Origin of the sequence: Psychrobacter sp. van23A (assembly GCF_030845275.1) — a bacterium.
GTDB classification, from domain to species: domain Bacteria; phylum Pseudomonadota; class Gammaproteobacteria; order Pseudomonadales; family Moraxellaceae; genus Psychrobacter; species Psychrobacter faecalis.
In genome coordinates, this window is record NZ_CP132595.1 from 2,499,995 (window position 1) to 2,518,225 (window position 18,231).

General features: G+C 43.3%; 15 protein-coding genes. 5 read left to right on the forward strand and 10 right to left on the reverse strand.

The genetic code is table 11. The features are described from left to right. Positions 1–43 precede the first annotated feature (43 nt). The 7 genes from RAH45_RS10605 to RAH45_RS10635 all read right to left on the reverse strand — a co-directional run bounded on the left by RAH45_RS10605 (position 44) and on the right by RAH45_RS10635 (position 7,694). Positions 44–223, reverse strand: a complete 180-nt coding sequence (locus tag RAH45_RS10605) for a hypothetical protein (protein WP_068403893.1) — start codon at positions 221–223, stop codon at positions 44–46. Positions 224–527: 304 nt separating this feature from the next. Next, positions 528–2,792, reverse strand: a complete 2,265-nt coding sequence (gspD, locus tag RAH45_RS10610; RefSeq protein ID WP_193032232.1) for a type II secretion system secretin GspD — start codon at positions 2,790–2,792, stop codon at positions 528–530. Between the two features lie 111 nt (positions 2,793–2,903). Next, the gene (locus RAH45_RS10615; RefSeq protein WP_068403897.1) at positions 2,904–3,836 is read right to left on the reverse strand and encodes a type II secretion system protein N; all 933 of its coding nucleotides are present in this window, start codon (positions 3,834–3,836) and stop codon (positions 2,904–2,906) included. Continuing rightward, positions 3,837–4,661 (reverse strand): type II secretion system protein N, encoded by an 825-nt coding sequence (gene gspN, locus RAH45_RS10620; RefSeq protein ID WP_068403900.1) that lies wholly within the window; start codon positions 4,659–4,661, stop codon positions 3,837–3,839. Positions 4,662–4,871: 210 nt separating this feature from the next. Continuing rightward, positions 4,872–5,195 carry an H-NS histone family protein gene (locus RAH45_RS10625; RefSeq protein ID WP_306495266.1) on the reverse strand — a complete coding sequence of 108 codons (324 nt, stop codon included), beginning with the start codon at positions 5,193–5,195 and terminating at the stop codon, positions 4,872–4,874. Positions 5,196–5,594: 399 nt separating this feature from the next. Continuing rightward, positions 5,595–6,221 carry a single-stranded DNA-binding protein gene (gene ssb, locus RAH45_RS10630; RefSeq protein ID WP_193031264.1) on the reverse strand — a complete coding sequence of 209 codons (627 nt, stop codon included), beginning with the start codon at positions 6,219–6,221 and terminating at the stop codon, positions 5,595–5,597. Between the two features lie 108 nt (positions 6,222–6,329). After that, positions 6,330–7,694 (reverse strand): MFS transporter, encoded by a 1,365-nt coding sequence (locus RAH45_RS10635; RefSeq protein ID WP_193031262.1) that lies wholly within the window; start codon positions 7,692–7,694, stop codon positions 6,330–6,332. A gap of 831 nt (positions 7,695–8,525) precedes the next feature. On the opposite strand from RAH45_RS10635, the gene uvrA reads away from it, so the two are divergent. After that, positions 8,526–11,432, forward strand: a complete 2,907-nt coding sequence (gene uvrA, locus RAH45_RS10640; RefSeq protein WP_193031193.1) for an excinuclease ABC subunit UvrA — start codon at positions 8,526–8,528, stop codon at positions 11,430–11,432. A gap of 199 nt (positions 11,433–11,631) precedes the next feature. After that, positions 11,632–12,846 (forward strand): IS256 family transposase, encoded by a 1,215-nt coding sequence (locus RAH45_RS10645; protein ID WP_306495267.1) that lies wholly within the window; start codon positions 11,632–11,634, stop codon positions 12,844–12,846. On the opposite strand, the gene RAH45_RS10650 is transcribed toward RAH45_RS10645, so the two are convergent. Next, positions 12,838–14,211 carry an AbiH family protein gene (locus tag RAH45_RS10650; protein WP_306495269.1) on the reverse strand — a complete coding sequence of 458 codons (1,374 nt, stop codon included), beginning with the start codon at positions 14,209–14,211 and terminating at the stop codon, positions 12,838–12,840. The two genes, RAH45_RS10645 and RAH45_RS10650, sit on opposite strands and share 9 nt — an antisense overlap. Before the next feature lie 226 nt (positions 14,212–14,437). Beyond that, the gene (locus tag RAH45_RS10655; RefSeq protein ID WP_068403909.1) at positions 14,438–14,719 is read right to left on the reverse strand and encodes a DUF503 domain-containing protein; all 282 of its coding nucleotides are present in this window, start codon (positions 14,717–14,719) and stop codon (positions 14,438–14,440) included. A 163-nt stretch (positions 14,720–14,882) separates the two neighbouring features. Here RAH45_RS10655 and RAH45_RS10660 point away from each other — a divergent pair, with 163 nt between their 5' ends. The 3 genes from RAH45_RS10660 (at position 14,883) to gorA (ending at position 17,682) form a co-directional block, all read left to right on the forward strand. Continuing rightward, positions 14,883–15,674: a threonine/serine exporter family protein gene (locus RAH45_RS10660; protein ID WP_068403911.1), complete on the forward strand. Its 792-nt coding sequence runs from the start codon at positions 14,883–14,885 to the stop codon at positions 15,672–15,674. Between the two features lies 1 nt (position 15,675). Continuing rightward, complete coding sequence (locus RAH45_RS10665) at positions 15,676–16,128, forward strand: threonine/serine exporter family protein (RefSeq protein WP_011280954.1); 453 nt, start codon at positions 15,676–15,678, stop codon at positions 16,126–16,128. A gap of 198 nt (positions 16,129–16,326) precedes the next feature. After that, complete coding sequence (gorA, locus tag RAH45_RS10670; RefSeq protein ID WP_198329048.1) at positions 16,327–17,682, forward strand: glutathione-disulfide reductase; 1,356 nt, start codon at positions 16,327–16,329, stop codon at positions 17,680–17,682. 117 nt (positions 17,683–17,799) lie between these two features. Here the strand turns inward: gorA and RAH45_RS10675 are convergent, their stop codons facing one another. Further along, positions 17,800–18,168, reverse strand: a complete 369-nt coding sequence (locus tag RAH45_RS10675; protein ID WP_227678316.1) for a hypothetical protein — start codon at positions 18,166–18,168, stop codon at positions 17,800–17,802. Positions 18,169–18,231: the final 63 nt, after the last annotated feature.

Sequence of the window (18,231 nt, forward strand, 5' to 3'; positions counted from 1 at the left end):
TCCAAATTTAATGGTTTTCATTATTTTTCTTAAATATAGACGTTTATTTTAAATTAGAGACTTTATTAGCTGCTTTTTCGTCAGGCACTTTATCATCGTTATTATGATTTGATAATTGGCTATCGGCCTTTTTACTACTACGCCGCGGAATCAGTAATAAAGCCATGGTAACCGCACTTAAGGCTAACCATTTCTTTTTCTTTTCATTATCAAGATTGCTCATTAGTGGCGCCTATAGGTTCTAGCTACTTTTACTATTAACTTAAAAATCACTAACTTAACCCAGTCTACTTAAAGGACAGTTATTTAAATAATTATCTTAAAAAATTGCTTATAAAAGCAATATGTTATTAGATTCACTCTAATTATACGCTCCTCTAAAATGTACTGTGTTTATCTGTGTTATGAATACGCAAGCTAATGTACGGCAGCGCTATCATGCCGTACATTTACTGATGAGATGGGCTGTATTCTAATCAAGAAGTTAGCGCCTGCGTTATCCATTCGCAAGCGCTCTATATTAGAATTTAGCGTTTTAAAGGATACGTGGTGATGCCACTACTACTTGGCGTATCTACTTTGGTAAACCCTTGTGAAGTGGTTTTTGGCGTTTGGTCACGCTTAGGTACCAGTGGATTGAGTGGCATCAATTCATAGTCTGCGCTGACATTGCCATTCCAGCCTTCTGTACCGCTAAGTGGCAGCTGTTTAATAGTGCCGTTTTTGTCGATAACCAACTGTAGGACGCGCATCTGATTGTATTTGCGCTCAGTCACACTAGCGACAGCGCCGCCGTCACGTAAGATGGTCGGCTGCAAAAATATGATTAAGTTACTCTTTTGCGTGCTGTCATTATCAGAACGGAACAGCCGTCCGATGACGGGTACACTGCCCAAACCGGGAACTTTTTGTTGGCGGGTAGTGGTGTTATCGCGCATTAAACCACCCAAGGCAATGGTTTGCTGATCGTCGGCTAGGATGGTGGTATTAATCAAGCTTTTATTGGTAATCAGGCCACTGGCATTGGCGGCACTGCCAGGTACTACCGACGAAACCTCTTGCGAAACCTCTAGACGTACGGTGCCATTGTCGCCGATATGAGGTATAACATTTAGATTAATACCAATATCTTGGCGATCAATGGTCTGGAATGGATTGGTTGATGAGTCACTGCCTGTGGTATAAGAGCCGGTGACAAAAGGCACGTTTTGACCGACCAAAATACTGGCCTTTTCATTATCCAAGGTTAGAATTGATGGCATCGACAGCAGATTGGCGCTGGTCGACGAATCAAGCGCTTGTAAGATTGCACCATAAAACTGAGTATTACCTTGGCTGTCTTTTTTACTATCACCGATGCCAATTAACGCCCCAGCAATAGAACCTGCTGCTGCACTAATATTTGCGCCACCTGATAACGCGGCGGCGGCAAGCGAGACGGCACTCGCGCCGACGTTATTAAAGTTGACCACGCCATAGCCACTATTGGCATTACCCAGCGCCCATTGTACGCCAAGTTGGGTAGCGTCATCGCCTGAAACCTCAACAATCGCCGCTTGAATCAAAACCTGGGCACGGCGGCTATCGAGCTGAGCGACGGCATCCTCAATCTCAAACATCAGCTCGGGCGCGGCATTGACGATAACAGCATTTTGCGTTTCATCCGCGATAATGCTAAAAGGTCGCCCGCCGATACCATTACCTGTGCCACCTGTACTTGCAGTAGATAACGCTGCTCCCGTAGCGCCAGTATTAGTATTCGTAGCACTGTTGGTAAGCGCATTAGTATTATTGTTAAGGGCCGAGCCTGTACTACTGGCGCCGTTTAGCGAAGCTGACTCTAAAGTTGAAGCCGCACCAGCGCTATTAATAGACTGACTGGCAAGCAAGCCGCGCAGCATCTCTGCAATGTGACCGGCACTAGCATATTTTAAGCGAAAGACGCGCAGACCACTTAAACGTCTCGAAGGCGTAGTGTCTAATTGATTGACCATTTCTTGAACTTTGGCAATCATCTCCGGACTGCCTTTGACGAGCAGCCTATCACTAGAGGTGTCAGCGATGACTTTTAGCTGATTACTGCCACCTTGTGCTTGCCCGCTACCTGCGCTTGCCACCAAGGCGCTAATCAACTCCATCATACGCTCAGCGTCGACATGACGCAGCGGTATGACTTGCAAACTGTCATTGACGTTGCTGTCTAAATCGCGGATAAGTGACGTGAGCTGATTAAGACTATCAGCACGGTCAGACAATACTAGCGCATTAACGCCCGGTACCGCTGCTGCATGGGCGGACTGCGGCATCAAGGGCCGAATGACACCAAGCACTTCTGCCGCTTGGGTATTGGTCAAATAAATCACCCGTGTCGCTAAGGCTTCACCGAAACTGTCCCCGCGTAAGTCCACCGCCACGCCAGATTGTTTGGCGACGTTATCTGGTACCAGCTTAATGGTCGTACCCGAATCGATAGCGGCAATACCATTGACCTGCATGACACTTAAAAACAGCTGAAAAATCTCGTCACGCGATAGCGCTTTATTAGAGATGACGGTGACGTTACCGTTGATACGCGGATCAAGGACAAAGTTTTGATTGGTAATGGTCGCCACTTCATTAATAAATGCTTTGATATCGGCATCTTGCAGATTAACTTTCCAGCTTTCTGCACTAACAAGCCCTGTACTCGCTGCCCATAGCGGAACGGCTAAACATAGCGGCCGACACAAACGCATCAAACGCTGCAAGATATGGTACAAAGGCGTGACCGAAAAATTTTGAGAACTGACCATATTGATAATTACCTACAGTGATGACGCGGATATACTGATTTTCGTGCTTGCTGAATAAAACTTTTGCTAAATATAATATGAACCAAATGTATTAACCGATGAACTTTTTAACTAAAACTGCTGGCGAATGGTGATAACTTGATCGCCGCGCTGTACTTCTATTTGCGCTTCGCCAGATTGTTTGACTTGCTGCAGTATACTGGCATCTTGGCCGGGATTGCTGCCAACGCTTTGACCATTAACAGTTAGTACCTTATCGCCCGGCTCTAGCCCTAAACGGTTACGCAGTTTGGCTGGCATGGCGGCGGTGACCTGATAGCTTTCTCCAGATGCCATCACTCCCATCCGACTTAAATAACTGGCTGGGTTTGACTGTAATTCGGTAACGGCTTCATCAATTGGCGACTGCGGCGCGCTTTGATCGGTTGCCTGACCATTTTCTTGGCCATTTTGCTCAGTTTCAGGATTGCCTTGCTCGGACATTGGCGCATTAGACAGGTTTGGCAACATACTATTATCGGGCAAACGCTGATTGCCCACCGCACCCGCCAGCATGGCACTTTGATCAAGCGGCATGGCTTCTGGCATTCTGATGACGACTTCTTTATCGTAAGCATCGGCGATAATGACTTCATTCCAATCGACGGCGACCAGCGTATAGTCACTGTCTTTTAAAGTGTCACCGATACGGTAATTTTTTACTTCGCCATTGACGTCCAGCATCGCCGAAGACAGACTCTCTGGTATGGCGATAAGTACACCTTTTAACAAAACATTGGGCGGCGGTTGTACGGGCGCAGCGGTAGGATCAGGGTCCGCAAAAATGGCAAATAAACCACTATGATCTGTACTGGTGTTCGCTGTACTCTGTAAAGGAGCAAGCGGTAAGGTAGGCGCTAATGGCGCAGCTAGCAGCAACCAGAGTAAACGCGCAGCACTCCAGCATAGCCAAATAATCGCTAATAGCAATAGTGCTGCTGCAAAGCGATTGAGGGTATTAATAACAGGTTTTAAACGGCTAGATACATCGGCAACATTCATCATCTAGCGCGCCCCTAAGCCACTAAGCAATGGCTGGCGCACACTGACCACAGGCGTGTCTTGCGGAGCTTGCCCTTTATATTCTGGCATATTTTCTAGTAAACGCTGGGTTAAGCTCACATCTAGCATATTATCGCCATCGATATACAAATCGCCCAAGCGCTTATCTTGATTGTTGATAAGATTGACATGCAGCAGATTTTTATTATTTTTTTGCTCGGCACTGAGCTCAGCTCGCAGCGCAGGCATGGTGAGATAAAAAACCTTACCACCGCTAGGATAACCGACTTCGCCACCAACCCACGTTAACTGACCACTGGCCTCACTAAAACCGGCGGCGTTTCTATCTGAATTGCCTGCTTCAGAATTTTTAGCAGATTGACGTTTTAATGAAACGTTATTGACCTGAATGGGGGTATTAGGCAGCTGCCAATCGACCACATTTGATAAAGTTTCAGGGGCAATCTTACCGCTCATGTTTTGAATTTGCCATGAGCTGGTGCCTACTTTCACCTGACCATTTAAGCGGGTCTGCTCTGAGCTGATATCGACCTCTGCGCCTAATTTGCCTAATAGTAGATGCCATGGCTGCCACGACCACTCAGCAGCACCGGTAAGCGGTGTTGCTGACACAGGTAGCTGCCAAATCGCTGAGCCCTGCCATAAGTTGCCAGACACATGTTGTACATACGGCGTATCAGGGGCATATTTTTCAAGCAGCCACGCGGCAGGCATTTGCAACACGGCAAATAGCGCAAATAATATAAAGCCAAGTAGCCACCAGAGCTTGCGGGGACGCTTGTGAGACGACGTGGAAACGTGAGGCACGGTTAGCTAACTCTTATAGAAGACAAAAACGTCATTATCATAGCAAACAATGGCGTACAGATGACAGAAAAAAAAGCCAGTATCTTTGCACCAAAATAGTGGCGATAAAGAGACTGGCTTTTATCTAGCAACTTATTTTATAAAACCATCATAATTAATAATACATGAAAGCAGAATAGAATAAGCCTTTAACCAAGAGTTTTTAAATGGCTAAATGGCAAAATCCTCAAGCTTGCGACCTGACGCTAGTGCATCTACCAACCAAGTCGGTTTGCGTCCGCGTCCAGTCCAAGTTTCTTCATTATTATCGGTATTGCGATATTTAATGCTGCGTTTTTTCTCCAGCTTCTCGCCCGCTTGTATAATTTCTTCGATGCTGGCATCGCTTTCTTCAGCGATTTTTTCAAACTGCATATAGGCGTCATATAAACGCTGATGCTGTTTTTCTTCAATCAATTGCTGCGCATTTTCAGTAATCGCACGTAGCTCATCAACGTTTAAACTATTTAAATCTATGACGTTATTTTTGTTCATCGTAAACTCCACTTTTATATTAAGGTTATAACCGAGTTGGATTTTTACTAAAAACTTATGCGTAATAAAAATCGTAAGTAGCAGTAATATAAACAAAAATATAAACCGCTACAAGTATTGATTGATATTTAATAACGCCAATCTCAACTTATCGTAGGCTTTTGATTTTTATAGAATTTAAAATTCTAATTGTTTTAACTGAAATTTTAAAAACTAAGTAAACCAATACCTTAGAAAAATAAGTTGAGAGTGGGGTATTTAATAATAAATATCAGCAAGCAAATAATTATTTTTGAGAAAATAAACTTTTATATTAAATAGAATTTATCATATAAAAAAAAGAGCCTCTAAAAGTAAGCTCTTTTCTCTGATTCATTCAACATTATTAGATTACGTATCCTAAAAAGGAATATCGTCATCTACCGGACCGTCAGGCATTGCCGTCGGTTTTGTTTGAGCAGGTTTATTAAATTGGTTCTGCTGTGCAGGCACATTTTGATTATTAAAGCTGTTTTGGTTGCTACCCTGAGCGCCGCCTTGGTTATAACCACCTTGTTGGTTATTTCCCTGTTGGTTAAAGTTATTTTGGCCACTTTGGTTTTGGTTCTGACCAGCAAAACCGCTGCCCTGATTCTGATATTGATTCGAGCCTTGAGCACCACCAAAGCCGCCGCCATCATTACTACCGCCAGTCGCACCATCGAGCATTTGCATTTGCTCAGCACGAATCTCGGTAATATAACGGTCTTGGCCGTTAGGATCTTGGTATTTACGCGTACGCAAGCTACCTTCGATATAAACCTTACTGCCTTTGCGCAAATATTGTGCTGCGATTTCGCCTAGACGGTTAAACAATGAAATGCGATGCCATTCCGTCGCTTCTCTTTTTTCACCGCTTTGCTTGTCAGTCCACTGCTCTGAGGTGGCAACCGAAATGTTGGTCACGCTACCGCCATTACTAAATTGGCGAGCCTCGGGGTCTGCTCCAAGGTTACCAATGATGATAACTTTATTAACTCCGCGCATAATATCGTCCTTTTACTTATAAATAATTTGTTTGCCAGCTTTAATCGAGTATCTAATATAGAGTATGAATACTAGCAGTAATATGACTTCACTTTAACCATTTTTCTGTTAAATATCTAGGGGGCTTTGGGCTAAATGCGACAGCTCTTGTCGTGCAGAATCTGTCAATTGCGTTTTATCCAATTTTAAATAAGCGACCTGCTCTTTTGCCATCACGACCAGCTCATCAACGCCGTCTACCGCCAGCATTTGCCGTGACCAGTCTTGGATATTAATATCTTTGGGAATGGTCACCGTGGTGCTTGATAAATACGGTGGATCAGTAATCGGAATAATCAGCAGCAATGCCGCGCCCATAATAACGGCCAATATACCCCATGCCAACAGATTTGACTGGGTCAATAATAAACCGCCCATCGCCCCGCCAACAAAAGCACCAAAGAACTGACTTGATGAGTTTAGCCCCATCGCCGTTGCTTTATTGGCAACGGGCGCACGCTTCGATATCCATGAGGGAATGGTCGCTTCGAGTAAATTAAAGCCCATAAAGTACAGCAATAAGCCTAGAATAATACCAACCCCGACCTGACTACCAAGTGCTAATAATGCCAGAGCCGCGGTCATTAAGGCAATCGCTGCCAAAAATACTTGGCGCATTTTGCGTTTCTTTTCAGCAATAATAATAAAGGGTATCGCTACGGCAAAACCAATAAATAATAACGGTAAATAAACCAAACCCTGCTGACGTACCGATAAACCCAGTACTTCACTGAGTTGATGCGGCAAGATAACAAAGATAGCCGTCATGGTTAAATGCAGGGCAAAAATACCGATATGCAAACGATTTAAATCGCCAATTTTTAGCACATCAGCCAATTGCTGACCAATCGACTTGTTATCGAGATTGTGCTTAAGCACCCGTAGCGGCGTCGGTACTAACAATAATAGCAACATCGCTAAAACAGCAAAACCAGCGGTGAGCCAAAACAGCCCTGAGATACCAAGCGAGCCGACCAATAAAGGCCCAAAGGCAAAGGCCAGCATAATAGAGGTAGCAATGGTCAAACCCATGGTCGCCATCGCTTTGGTGCGCATCTCTTCACGCGTCACATCAGCAAGTAGTGCCATCAATACCGCCGATACCGCGCCACTGCCTGCCAGCGCTCGCCCAATAATAACCTCGTAGATATCAGTGGCATTGGCAGCGATGATACCGCCAATAGCAAATAATATCAGTCCCAAAAAGATAATTGGCTTACGCGGAAACTTATCCGCGGCAAGGCTCATTGGTATCTGAAAAATCGCTTGCCCGAGCCCATAAATACCGACCGCCAAACCAATCAGAAATGGCGTTGCGTGCGCATAATTATCACCATACACCGAAAACACGGGCACAATCATAAACAGGCCAATCATCCGTAAGGCGAAGATACCACCGACCCCAATAATTGCCCGTTTTTCTACGCTATTCATACTTGCCTCACTGGTTCATCATTGCTGGTTTATCACTGCGGCTTGCTGGTATTATCACGCCTTTATCAAGGCGTTAGCCTACAAATTAAGCCCACTAGTATAAGTCATTCGCCGTTTGCTTGCCGAAACTTTTATCTTACTGCCGCAGCCGCACGGTGAGCCTTTACTTGCGCTTTTTATGGAGGCGATAATTTTGTTACCAAGTGCATCTAATGGCTCATTACACCTTGAATAATGCCGCTGCCATGACAATAAAGTAAGACGTTGACAAGATACTTGCCTTGACCGTAGGGCTGTTCTTAGACTGATTTTAATGATAGATATATATAGCAAGTATAGTAACTTTTAAAGCAGCCAAGCTTTTAAGAAATACGATATTTAAAATAATAAAATCTAAAGTAGCATGACATAAACAACCAATACTTAAACAAGCAGTACTTACAACTAACAATATTCAAAACAGACATTTTTTCGCAAACTATGCGGAAAAACAAAACTAAAAAACAAAGCTGGATTCGATCTATAACAAAGCACTTATGTTAGTTAACAAACATTTCATTTAGATTATTTTATTGATTTTAAGGTTAAGACTTAAGTTAGCTTTGAACGTTACGCTTATATAAACCTTTATCACTGGCGCTTTATAAAAACTATTAGTTTGTAAAGAACCATTTTATAACTGTTGTTTTATTAAGAAAACTCCGTGATAACGACAGACTTTTATAAAGCCATAGCAACTTAACAACCAAATATGCTTTTAACAGCCCTTTCATTAACTATATTTAACGTTTAGATTTTATATACCATTAGCAAATAGGAAACCTATCAACGATGGCACATGACCATATTGCAATACGCGGCGCACGTACGCACAATCTAAAAAACATCGATTTAGACATTCCACGCGATAAATTCGTGGTAATTACCGGTTTATCAGGTTCTGGTAAGTCATCCTTGGCGTTTGATACGCTTTATGCCGAAGGCCAGCGCCGTTATGTCGAAAGCTTATCGGCGTATGCGCGTCAGTTCCTCTCACAGATGGAAAAGCCAGAAGTTGATAGTATCGAAGGCTTGTCGCCAGCGATTGCTATCGAGCAAAAATCGACCAACCATAACCCGCGCTCGACCGTTGGGACGATTACCGAGATTTATGACTATTTGCGCCTGCTTTATGCGCGTATCGGTACGCCGTTTTGTCCTGAGCATGGCGAGCCAATGGTTGCGCAGTCTGTGACCGAGATGGTTGATCAAGTCATGGCGTTGCCTGTTGACACCAAGCTTATGATACTGGCGCCGGTGATTCGTGAGCGTAAAGGCGAGCATACGGTATTGCTTGAGCAATTAATTGGGCAAGGCTTTGTCCGCGTTCGCGTCGACGGTGATGTTTATGATACCGATGAGCTACCAACGCTCGACAAAAAGAAAAAGCATACGATTGAAGTCGTCGTTGACCGCTTTAAAGTCCGTGATGACTTGGGTAACCGTGTCGCTGAAAGTTTAGAAACTGCCCTGCGTTTGGGTCAAGGTCTAGTCACGCTGCACTTTATGGATGGTAATCCAAAAGAAGGCGGTGACGAAAATCAAGTCATGTCAGCCAAGCATTCATGTCCGGTGTGTGATCGCGCGGTCTCTGAGCTTGAGCCGCGGATGTTTAGTTTTAACAACCCTTATGGTGCTTGCCCAAGTTGTGACGGTCTCGGTAAACGTCAGTACTTCTCTGCTGAAAAGCTGATTACCCATCATGAAAAATCGCTCAATCAAGGGGCGATTAATGGCTGGGATAAGCGGCACGCTTATTACTTTGGTTTGCTATCGACCGTTTGTCATCATTTCAAAATCGATATGGATGCGCCATGGCAAGATTTGCCAAAAACGCAGCAAGATATCATCATGCATGGCTCGGGTAAAGAAAAGCTGACCTTTAATTTTACTGATGAGCGCGGGCGTAAAACCAATAAAACTGTGCCGTTTGAAGGCGTACTGCCGTATTTAGAGCGTCGTTATGCCAAAACCCAAAGCAACTTAGTACGTGACGAGTTGGCGAAATATTTAGCAGATACCACGTGTAACGTCTGTGATGGCGCGCGTCTGAATGAAATCTCACGCAATGTTCGCGTTGACGATCAAACCATAGCCCAAGTTGTTAAGCTGTCTATCGGTGATGCTGCTGACTATTATAAAACGCTCAAGATTGGCGGTCATAAAGGTGAAGTCGCCGAAAAAATCTTTAAAGAGATTAATGAACGTCTTAACTTCCTTGTCAGTGTCGGGCTTGATTATCTTACCCTTGCCCGCTCTGCTGAAACGTTATCGGGCGGTGAAGCACAGCGTATTCGTCTTGCTAGCCAGATTGGTGCTGGTCTGATGGGTGTCATGTATGTGCTCGATGAGCCATCGATCGGTTTGCATCAACGCGACAATGATCGTTTATTAAAAACCTTAACGCGCTTACGCGATTTGGGCAATACCGTGCTGGTCGTCGAGCACGATGAAGATGCCATTCGCCAAGCGGATCACGTGATTGATATCGGTGTCGGCGCGGGCGTTCACGGTGGTCATATCATCGCCCAAGGGTCGGTCGATGACATTATGGCAACCAAAGGCTCGCTCACAGGGCAGTATATGTCTGGTGAGAAAAGAATCGAGATTCCAAGTATTCGTCATAAAGCCAAAACCATCGAAGTTGAAGCCAAAGGTAAAGCCAAACCAAAGCAAGTACCGATGTCGATTGAGCTAAAAGGCGCAACAGGCAATAACTTAAAAGATGTCGATTTAAGCTTACCGATTGGCATTATGACTTGTATTACAGGGGTTTCTGGTTCTGGTAAATCGACCTTGATTAACCGCACCTTAATGCCTATCGCTGCCACTCAATTAAATAATGCTTCAACGCTTATCGCTGATAAGCATGACAGCATTAGCGGTCTTGAGCATTTGGATAAAATGGTCGATATCGACCAAAGCCCGATTGGCCGAACGCCGCGCTCAAACCCTGCGACTTATACCGGTGTCTTTACGCCGGTTCGTGAGATGTTTGCGCAAACGCAAGAGGCGCGCGCTCGTGGTTATAAAGCCGGTCGCTTTAGCTTTAACGTCAAAGGCGGACGCTGTGAGATGTGTCAAGGCGATGGCCTTATCAAAGTTGAGATGCACTTTTTACCTGATATGTATGTGCCCTGCGATACCTGCCATGGTAAACGCTATAACCGCGAGACGCTAGAGATTCACTATAAAGGTAAAAACATCGCCGATGTGCTCGATATGACAGTTGAAGATGCGACTGAATTCTTCTCAGCGATTCCAGCGATTCATCGTCGCCTGCAAGCGCTGATGGACGTTGGTCTTAGCTATATTCGTTTGGGTCAATCAGCGCCAACGCTATCAGGCGGTGAAGCGCAACGCGTCAAACTGGCTCGTGAGCTTGCCAAACGTGATACCGGACAGACGCTATATATCTTGGATGAGCCAACCACTGGTCTGCACTTCCATGATATCGATAAGCTGCTGCATATCCTCCATACCTTGCGCGATAAAGGCAATACCATCGTGGTCATCGAGCACAATCTTGACGTTATCAAAACGGCGGATTGGGTGATTGACCTTGGCCCTGAAGGCGGTAAAGGTGGTGGACTGATCATCGCGGAAGGTACGCCTGAAGAAGTGGCAGAAGTGAAAGGCTCATATACTGGTGAGTTCTTGAAGCCAATGCTTAAGCAAGGTATGAAAGCAGTGAGTTAATAGAAAATCAGTTAATTATTGATGAAAGGCTACTCTTTAGGGAGTGGCCTTTTTTTGTAGTAACTTCCACTTTTAAAAGAAAAATCTTATATTTAAACTAAGCTTATAAACAGATTCTAAATATCTGAAAAAATTGATTTAACGAGCCTTTCCTAAAAACTGTGTAACTGCTTATAATCCACTAACAGGAGAATAAGCAATGACTACTCAATCTGACCTTAAAAAACTGGCCGAGCAAATGGCTGGTAGTATGAAAAGCTTCGATGACATCAAAGACTTTCAGAAGCAACTCATGCAGTCCTTTATCGACACTGCCCTTGAAGCTGAGATGGAAGATCATCTCGGCTACCCCAAGCATGAAAAGGCGGATAAACCTAATAAGCGCAACGGGCACACTAAAAAGACCGTCCGTAGCGACACAGGCGATTTTGAGATATCCACCCCAAGAGACCGCGGTGGCAGCTTTGAGCCTGTACTCGTCAGTAAGCATCAAACCCGTATCTCAGGTCTCGATGATAAAATCATATTCCTTTACGCCAAGGGTCAAACCACCACCGAGATTGTAGAGAGCATTAAAGAGCTCTATGACGTCGACATTTCAAGCTCTCTTGTCTCAAGAGTCACCGATAACATATTAGAGGACATCACCGCTTGGCAGAACCGGCCGTTAAGCAGTGTTTATCCTATCGTCTATTTGGACTGCATCGTCGTTAAGGTACGCCAAGACAAGCAGATCATCAACAAGGCGATCTATCTGGCGCTAGGCGTGGGACTTGATGGCAAAAAAGAGCTGCTTGGCATGTGGCTATCAGAGAATGAGGGCGCTAAGTTCTGGCTAGGTGTTCTCACTGAACTACAAAACCGCGGGGTACAAGATATCCTCATTGCCTGTGTCGACGGCTTAAAGGGCTTCCCTGATGCCATTAACACCGTCTACCCCAACGCTCAGGTTCAGCTGTGTATCGTACACATGCTGCGTTACTCAATGAAGTTCGTACCGTGGACAGATAAGAAGGCAATAGCCGCTGATTTAAAGGCCATCTACGGCGCTGATACGCTTGAGATGGCAGAGGCCAATCTTGAACACTTTGATGAGGTATGGGGCGAGAAATACCCGCACGTGGTTAAGTCTTGGCGTAATAACTGGGAGGGCTTAACGGTATTCTTTGGTTACCCTAAGGACATCAGAAAAGTCATATATACCACCAATGCTATTGAGTCATTAAACAGCGTGATTCGGACAGCGGTGAATAAGCGTAAGGTGTTCCCATCTGATCAGGCAGCATTCAAAGTGGTGTACTTAGCCACCCAGCAGGCGTCGTCAAGGTGGTCGATGCCAATCCGTAACTGGACGTCTGCTCTGAATCGTTTTATGATTATGTTTGATGACCGTATCAGTAAGCATTTAATCTAAATGGCAGTTACACAGAATTCGGGATGGTCTCGATTTATCATTTTCCTGGCCAAAGAATTTTTGTGGTTTTTTCTCACTTTTTTTACTCAGTTTATCTTTATAGTCTTTATCTGTATTTAGTCGATAAATATCAGGGCTTTCTACGAACTCCAACCAACCTTCCTTCATCCACTTTTCTATTATATCTCTACCCATTATAGAAATTAAATTAGCAAGCTGTGCATGAGGAGAACCGAAATAATAGACAATTACATTAATAGAAGGTTTCGAACCTTGGTTGAACCCAAATATTTCCTCGATATAATCACTATCAGAAGAGTCTAGAGAATGTCCCCAAAGATATATTTCAATTATCTCGTTTTCACCTCTGACACCATCTTCAATTTTTTCTTTCTCTAAATCAGTTATATCAGGATTGCCTCTTAGAAATTGATAATCTGTACTATTAACCAGTTTTTGATAATACTTTACAAACCCATAGACTTTTTCTTCTACTAGAATTTTATTTTCTAAAGCAGATATACCTAAGACTATTGTATTTTTATACCCAGTCTTTCCATGTAAAAACTGGGTATTGGCATGATTATAGAGCCGTTCTACAGTAGAAGAATAATTAAAACTATAAATAGTACACTCATCTTTGGATAAGACTTTAGGTAAAGCTAATTTCTTTCTAGGTTTGAAAGTGTTGATGTACTCGATATATATAGAAAATATCTCAATAAAATCGTTCCAATGCTTAGTTAGATTTAAAAATATTTTATTCGTATCTAAATAAACAGCTTGATTATGATAATACTTAACGAATTCTCTGTTTAAGGTAAGCCTTTCTCTAACAAACTGTTTCTCCTCTATAATATTAAACTGCCATAATATTTTGGAAATAGCAGGATATTTTCTAAACATTTTTTCTCTAATTAATTTTGACTCTATACTTGCTTCTTTTCTGTCTTCTGTTACACGGAAGTACTGAGGTTCTCCTTCTATCTCATCTAATAAGTTACATACTGAATTAAGAGTATCTTTAACCTCATTCTCAAAGTCTATCCATGTATCTATGCCGCTATCAATTTGACTTTTAAAAAACCGAAACCAGTGATTACCTGTCAACTTTTCTTTCAAACTATCTACTTGCTCTGCTGTTATTTCCAGATCTTCTGTCTTATATAGCACTTTACATTTAGTTAGAATAAAGTCTTCATTATCTAAAAGATCTTTATATAGGTAATCAAATGATAATGAGGTATCTGATGGGGCTTCTTCTACCATTTTCATAGTATGAATAAAATGTTCATACTTCGTTGGTAAAAAATGAGCTAGATCAAAGCCATTACCAATTATCAATATTCTTTCTCTAACAGTCATTAACGTTCTCTTTATTAGCTTAAAATAGCCATTTGTCTACTTTTTTAGCAAATAGCAGTCTAAATTATATATATTTTAGCCTATATACTGGGGATGGCTTACAACAAAATATCAATTAATCTTCAATTTTAAATAGTTACATCAAAATGCAGTTTAGCCACGATTTTAGCAGATATCCTTGAAACTCTATAGAGTTGCGAAATTAGATCCTTATAGTCCATTCAACCTAAATAAACTCTCTCTCAACATTCATCACCCTTGCATCTACTGTACGTTCTAGCTTCTCCTCAATTTGACTGCATTGCGACTCAACCTCACGTTTAGACAGCCCGACAATTACGAACGTCCATTCGCTGGCGTCATGTTGATCCCGCTCACCGCTTTCACATACCGCGACGCTTGGCGTATTGCCAAAACGTGCATGCAAGCCGCCCATCCGTTGGCGTTTTTCTTTTAACGAGCTACAGCCGGGTAGCGCAAAAGTCAGCGTTAAGATAGCGATATGCATTTTATTCTCCTTGCGACAGTGGTTTACGCTTTATAATAGTAGCAAATAAGCACGGCAAGTTATGCTATCGTTACCTTGTTGTCTCGATAGACTATAACCGCTCACACTGTTTATAGTTATACCATTCACAAATATCACAATAGCCAATATGCGTATCTAATCAATGACCTCTATCAGCTACGTACAGCAACAGCACATTACTCGATTATGCGTGCGCTGCGGATTACTGCTTATGCAATATGGCGCTGAGTCTGCCGTGGTGGTGGACTTATCCAAACGCTTAGGGCTTGCCTTGGGGATGAACAGCGTAGAATGTTCGCTGAATTTTAATGCCATTACCTTGACCACTATCTGTGATGAGCGCTGTATCACCACCACCAGAGACACGATCAATCAAAGCATTAATGTCAATTTACTGGTACAAATCCAGCAAATTATCAATAAAACTGAAGCCACTGTCGATGATAATGAGTTGACTCAACGCACTACCCTTGCCTTTGATGAGTTAGATAATAAGTCGGTGTATCCAACATGGTTGGTGGGCATATTTGTTGGGGCGTCTTGTGCTGCGTTTGCTTATCTAAACGGTGGCAGTTGGTCGATTACCGCCGTGACCTTTATCGCGGGTATGGTAGCGATGTTCACTCGCATTTATCTGGCCAAGCACCATTTCAATCCCTTTATCACCGTTATCGTGACGGCTTTTATCGCCTCTTTAATTGGGGCAACGACCTATTATTTTGATATTGGTAATAATGCCGATATTGCGGTTGCCTCTAGCGTGCTGTTACTGGTACCAAGCTTTCCTTTGATCAATTCTTTCTCAGATATCCTAAAAGGCTATGTCAATATTGGCGTTGGCCGTGCCGTTTTTACCTATATGTTGACCTTGTCCGCTTGCGTTGGTATCGTCATGGCGCTGGTTTTACTTAGAATACAGCACTGGGGGTTTTAAGATGTGGTTCATTAAAACCGTAGTGTTGTCGTGCATTATTACCCTTGGTTGGACGCTGATGTTTAGCGTGCCCAAACGCTATATTCTGCCGTGTTTGCTGATGACCGCGTTTGGATTTGGGTTAAAAACCGCGCTTGTTTATCAGCACATCCATCTGGTGGTGGCTAGCTTCTTTGGGGCGATGCTTGCCAGCTTTTTGGGTGTCTACTTTTCTAAAAAATATACGCTACCGCCCAAAGCGTTAATTTCACCGAGCGTCATCTGTATGATGCCAGGTATCGCTGCTTATAAGGCGATGGTCAGTATGGTGCAAATTGGTTATTTTGGTTTTTCCGACGAATTATTTAGCCAAATGATGGTGTATTTATTTGAGGCCTTGTTTGTAACCTCGGGATTGGTGCTAGGCTTATCCATTCCCGGACTGTTATTTTATAGGCGGCGTGCTATAGTTTAGATGGGCTTAGATATCAAGCTATTTATGCCTAAATACTTTTATATTCTGATACTAGCTGGCATATCCTTATAATAAAAACCTTGTAAGATTAATAATGATACCCATTACAATAGAGTTCAAAATAACAGAATTAAAAAATAATAGACTGCAAAATTGCACCAATACGCATTAATACGTACTGAATAAAGAGACTTAACCATGACAAAACATTATGACTATATTTCCATTGGCGGCGGTAGCGGTGGCATTGCCTCGATCAATCGAGCAGCGAGCTATGGCAAAAAATGTGCCATTATCGAAGCCAACCAATTGGGCGGCACTTGCGTAAACTGGGGCTGCGTACCCAAAAAGGTGATGTGGTACGGCGCGCAAGTGGCCGAAGCCATCGTAAAATATGCACCCGATTATGGCTTTGACGTCGAGGTCAAAGGTTTTGACTTTCAAAAACTGGTCCATAGCCGCCAACAATATATCGAAAATATTCATCGCTCTTATGATAACAATCTGGCGAAAAATGGCGTTGAAGTGATAAAAGGCTTTGCTACCTTTGTCGATACTAACACTGTCGAGGTCAATGGCGAGCTGATTACCGCCGACCATATCTTAATCGCGACAGGCGGTCATCCGATTCTCCCCGACATCAAAGGTGCAGAATACGGCATCGATTCTGATGGCTTTTTTGCGTTAAATGAAATGCCAAAACGAGTTGCTATCGTTGGCGCTGGCTATATCGCTGTCGAAATCGCTGGCGTGCTCAATAGCCTTGGTGCTGAGGTGCATCAGTATGTGCGTCAACATTCGCCGCTGCGCTCATTTGACCATACTATCGTTGAAACCTTGCTGATAGAGATGGAGCAAGACGGTATCCAGTTGCATACCAATACCACACTCACTGAGATTCATAAAAATGAAGATGGTAGCCTGACGTTATGTACCGCAGATGGTAGCCTTGATACGGTAGATTGCTTGATTTGGGCGATTGGACGTGCGCCCTCAACCGACAATATCAACTTGCAAGTAACCGGCGTTGAGACCACTGAATTTGGCAAAATTAAAGTCGATAAATTTCAAAACACCAATGTCAAAGGCATTTACGCGGTCGGCGATATTATCGAAAACAGCATTGATTTGACGCCAGTGGCTATCGCTGCCGGTCGCAGGCTTTCAGAGCGCTTATTTAACAATAAAACCAATGAGCATCTCAGTTATGACTTGATACCGACGGTCATCTTTACCCACCCTGCTATCGGTACGATTGGCTTGTCTGAGATTGATGCCGTTGAGCAGCATGGCAAAGAAAATATCAAATGCTATAAATCGACCTTTACCTCTATGTATAGTGCGGTCACGCAGCACCGTCAAAAGTGCGTGATGAAACTGGTGTGTTTAGGTGAAGAAGAAAAGGTCATTGGCTTACACGGCATTGGCTACGGCGTCGATGAGATGATTCAGGGCTTTGCGGTAGCGATAAAAATGGGCGCGACGAAAGCTGACTTTGATAATACGGTCGCTATTCATCCAACGGGCTCAGAAGAATTTGTGACCATGCGCTAGTTTTTATGGACCAGATAATATAAGTAAAAGGCTACCTTTAATAAGGTAGCCTTTTTTATTACTAGCCATTAAGGCATTTTGCGTTTTTCATATAAATATCTTCATTTATCAAAGCGGTTACTTATCCAGCGTCCACTCTCCATTGACTTGATAAACGTTAAATATGGTTTTATTAGTTCGGCTATTTCCCGCAATCTTTTGGGTGATATCAGCGGTACAGCTAAAAGTACGGTTACCCTTGACGCGGTTACAGTCTATATTCTCGACGCGTTCAAACGTTGGCATCATGCGCTCCATTAGACTGCTTATATCTTGTGCCATTTTGTCATTGCCAGCGTTCGCCTTGGCAGCCCGCATTATCTTGATACCTTCTTTATATTGTGCTGCAATCAAGCGCGCAACCGTACTGTCGGGAGGTGCTTTAGAGTAGGTGACAAAAAATAGTATATATAGGAGGAGTAACGTCAATTTTTTAAACTTTCCCACTTTGACCTCCTGTTATGCTGATAACGTTTTTCAAACGTAAGAGGCAGATAATGCAGACAGCAC

What these genes read in the sequence shown, in the direction of transcription:
- RAH45_RS10660 (WP_068403911.1), top strand. Translation starts at nt 14,883, where the DNA reads ATGACCTCTATCAGCTACGTACAGCAACAGCACATTACTCGATTATGC.
- RAH45_RS10605 (WP_068403893.1), bottom strand. Translation starts at nt 223, where the DNA reads ATGAGCAATCTTGATAATGAAAAGAAAAAGAAATGGTTAGCCTTAAGT.
- RAH45_RS10655 (WP_068403909.1), bottom strand. Translation starts at nt 14,719, where the DNA reads ATGCATATCGCTATCTTAACGCTGACTTTTGCGCTACCCGGCTGTAGC.
- RAH45_RS10650 (WP_306495269.1), bottom strand. Translation starts at nt 14,211, where the DNA reads ATGACTGTTAGAGAAAGAATATTGATAATTGGTAATGGCTTTGATCTA.
- RAH45_RS10665 (WP_011280954.1), top strand. Translation starts at nt 15,676, where the DNA reads ATGTGGTTCATTAAAACCGTAGTGTTGTCGTGCATTATTACCCTTGGT.
- gorA (WP_198329048.1), top strand. Translation starts at nt 16,327, where the DNA reads ATGACAAAACATTATGACTATATTTCCATTGGCGGCGGTAGCGGTGGC.
- RAH45_RS10615 (WP_068403897.1), bottom strand. Translation starts at nt 3,836, where the DNA reads ATGATGAATGTTGCCGATGTATCTAGCCGTTTAAAACCTGTTATTAAT.
- RAH45_RS10645 (WP_306495267.1), top strand. Translation starts at nt 11,632, where the DNA reads ATGACTACTCAATCTGACCTTAAAAAACTGGCCGAGCAAATGGCTGGT.
- RAH45_RS10635 (WP_193031262.1), bottom strand. Translation starts at nt 7,694, where the DNA reads ATGAATAGCGTAGAAAAACGGGCAATTATTGGGGTCGGTGGTATCTTC.
- uvrA (WP_193031193.1), top strand. Translation starts at nt 8,526, where the DNA reads ATGGCACATGACCATATTGCAATACGCGGCGCACGTACGCACAATCTA.
- RAH45_RS10625 (WP_306495266.1), bottom strand. Translation starts at nt 5,195, where the DNA reads ATGAACAAAAATAACGTCATAGATTTAAATAGTTTAAACGTTGATGAG.
- ssb (WP_193031264.1), bottom strand. Translation starts at nt 6,221, where the DNA reads ATGCGCGGAGTTAATAAAGTTATCATCATTGGTAACCTTGGAGCAGAC.
- gspD (WP_193032232.1), bottom strand. Translation starts at nt 2,792, where the DNA reads ATGGTCAGTTCTCAAAATTTTTCGGTCACGCCTTTGTACCATATCTTG.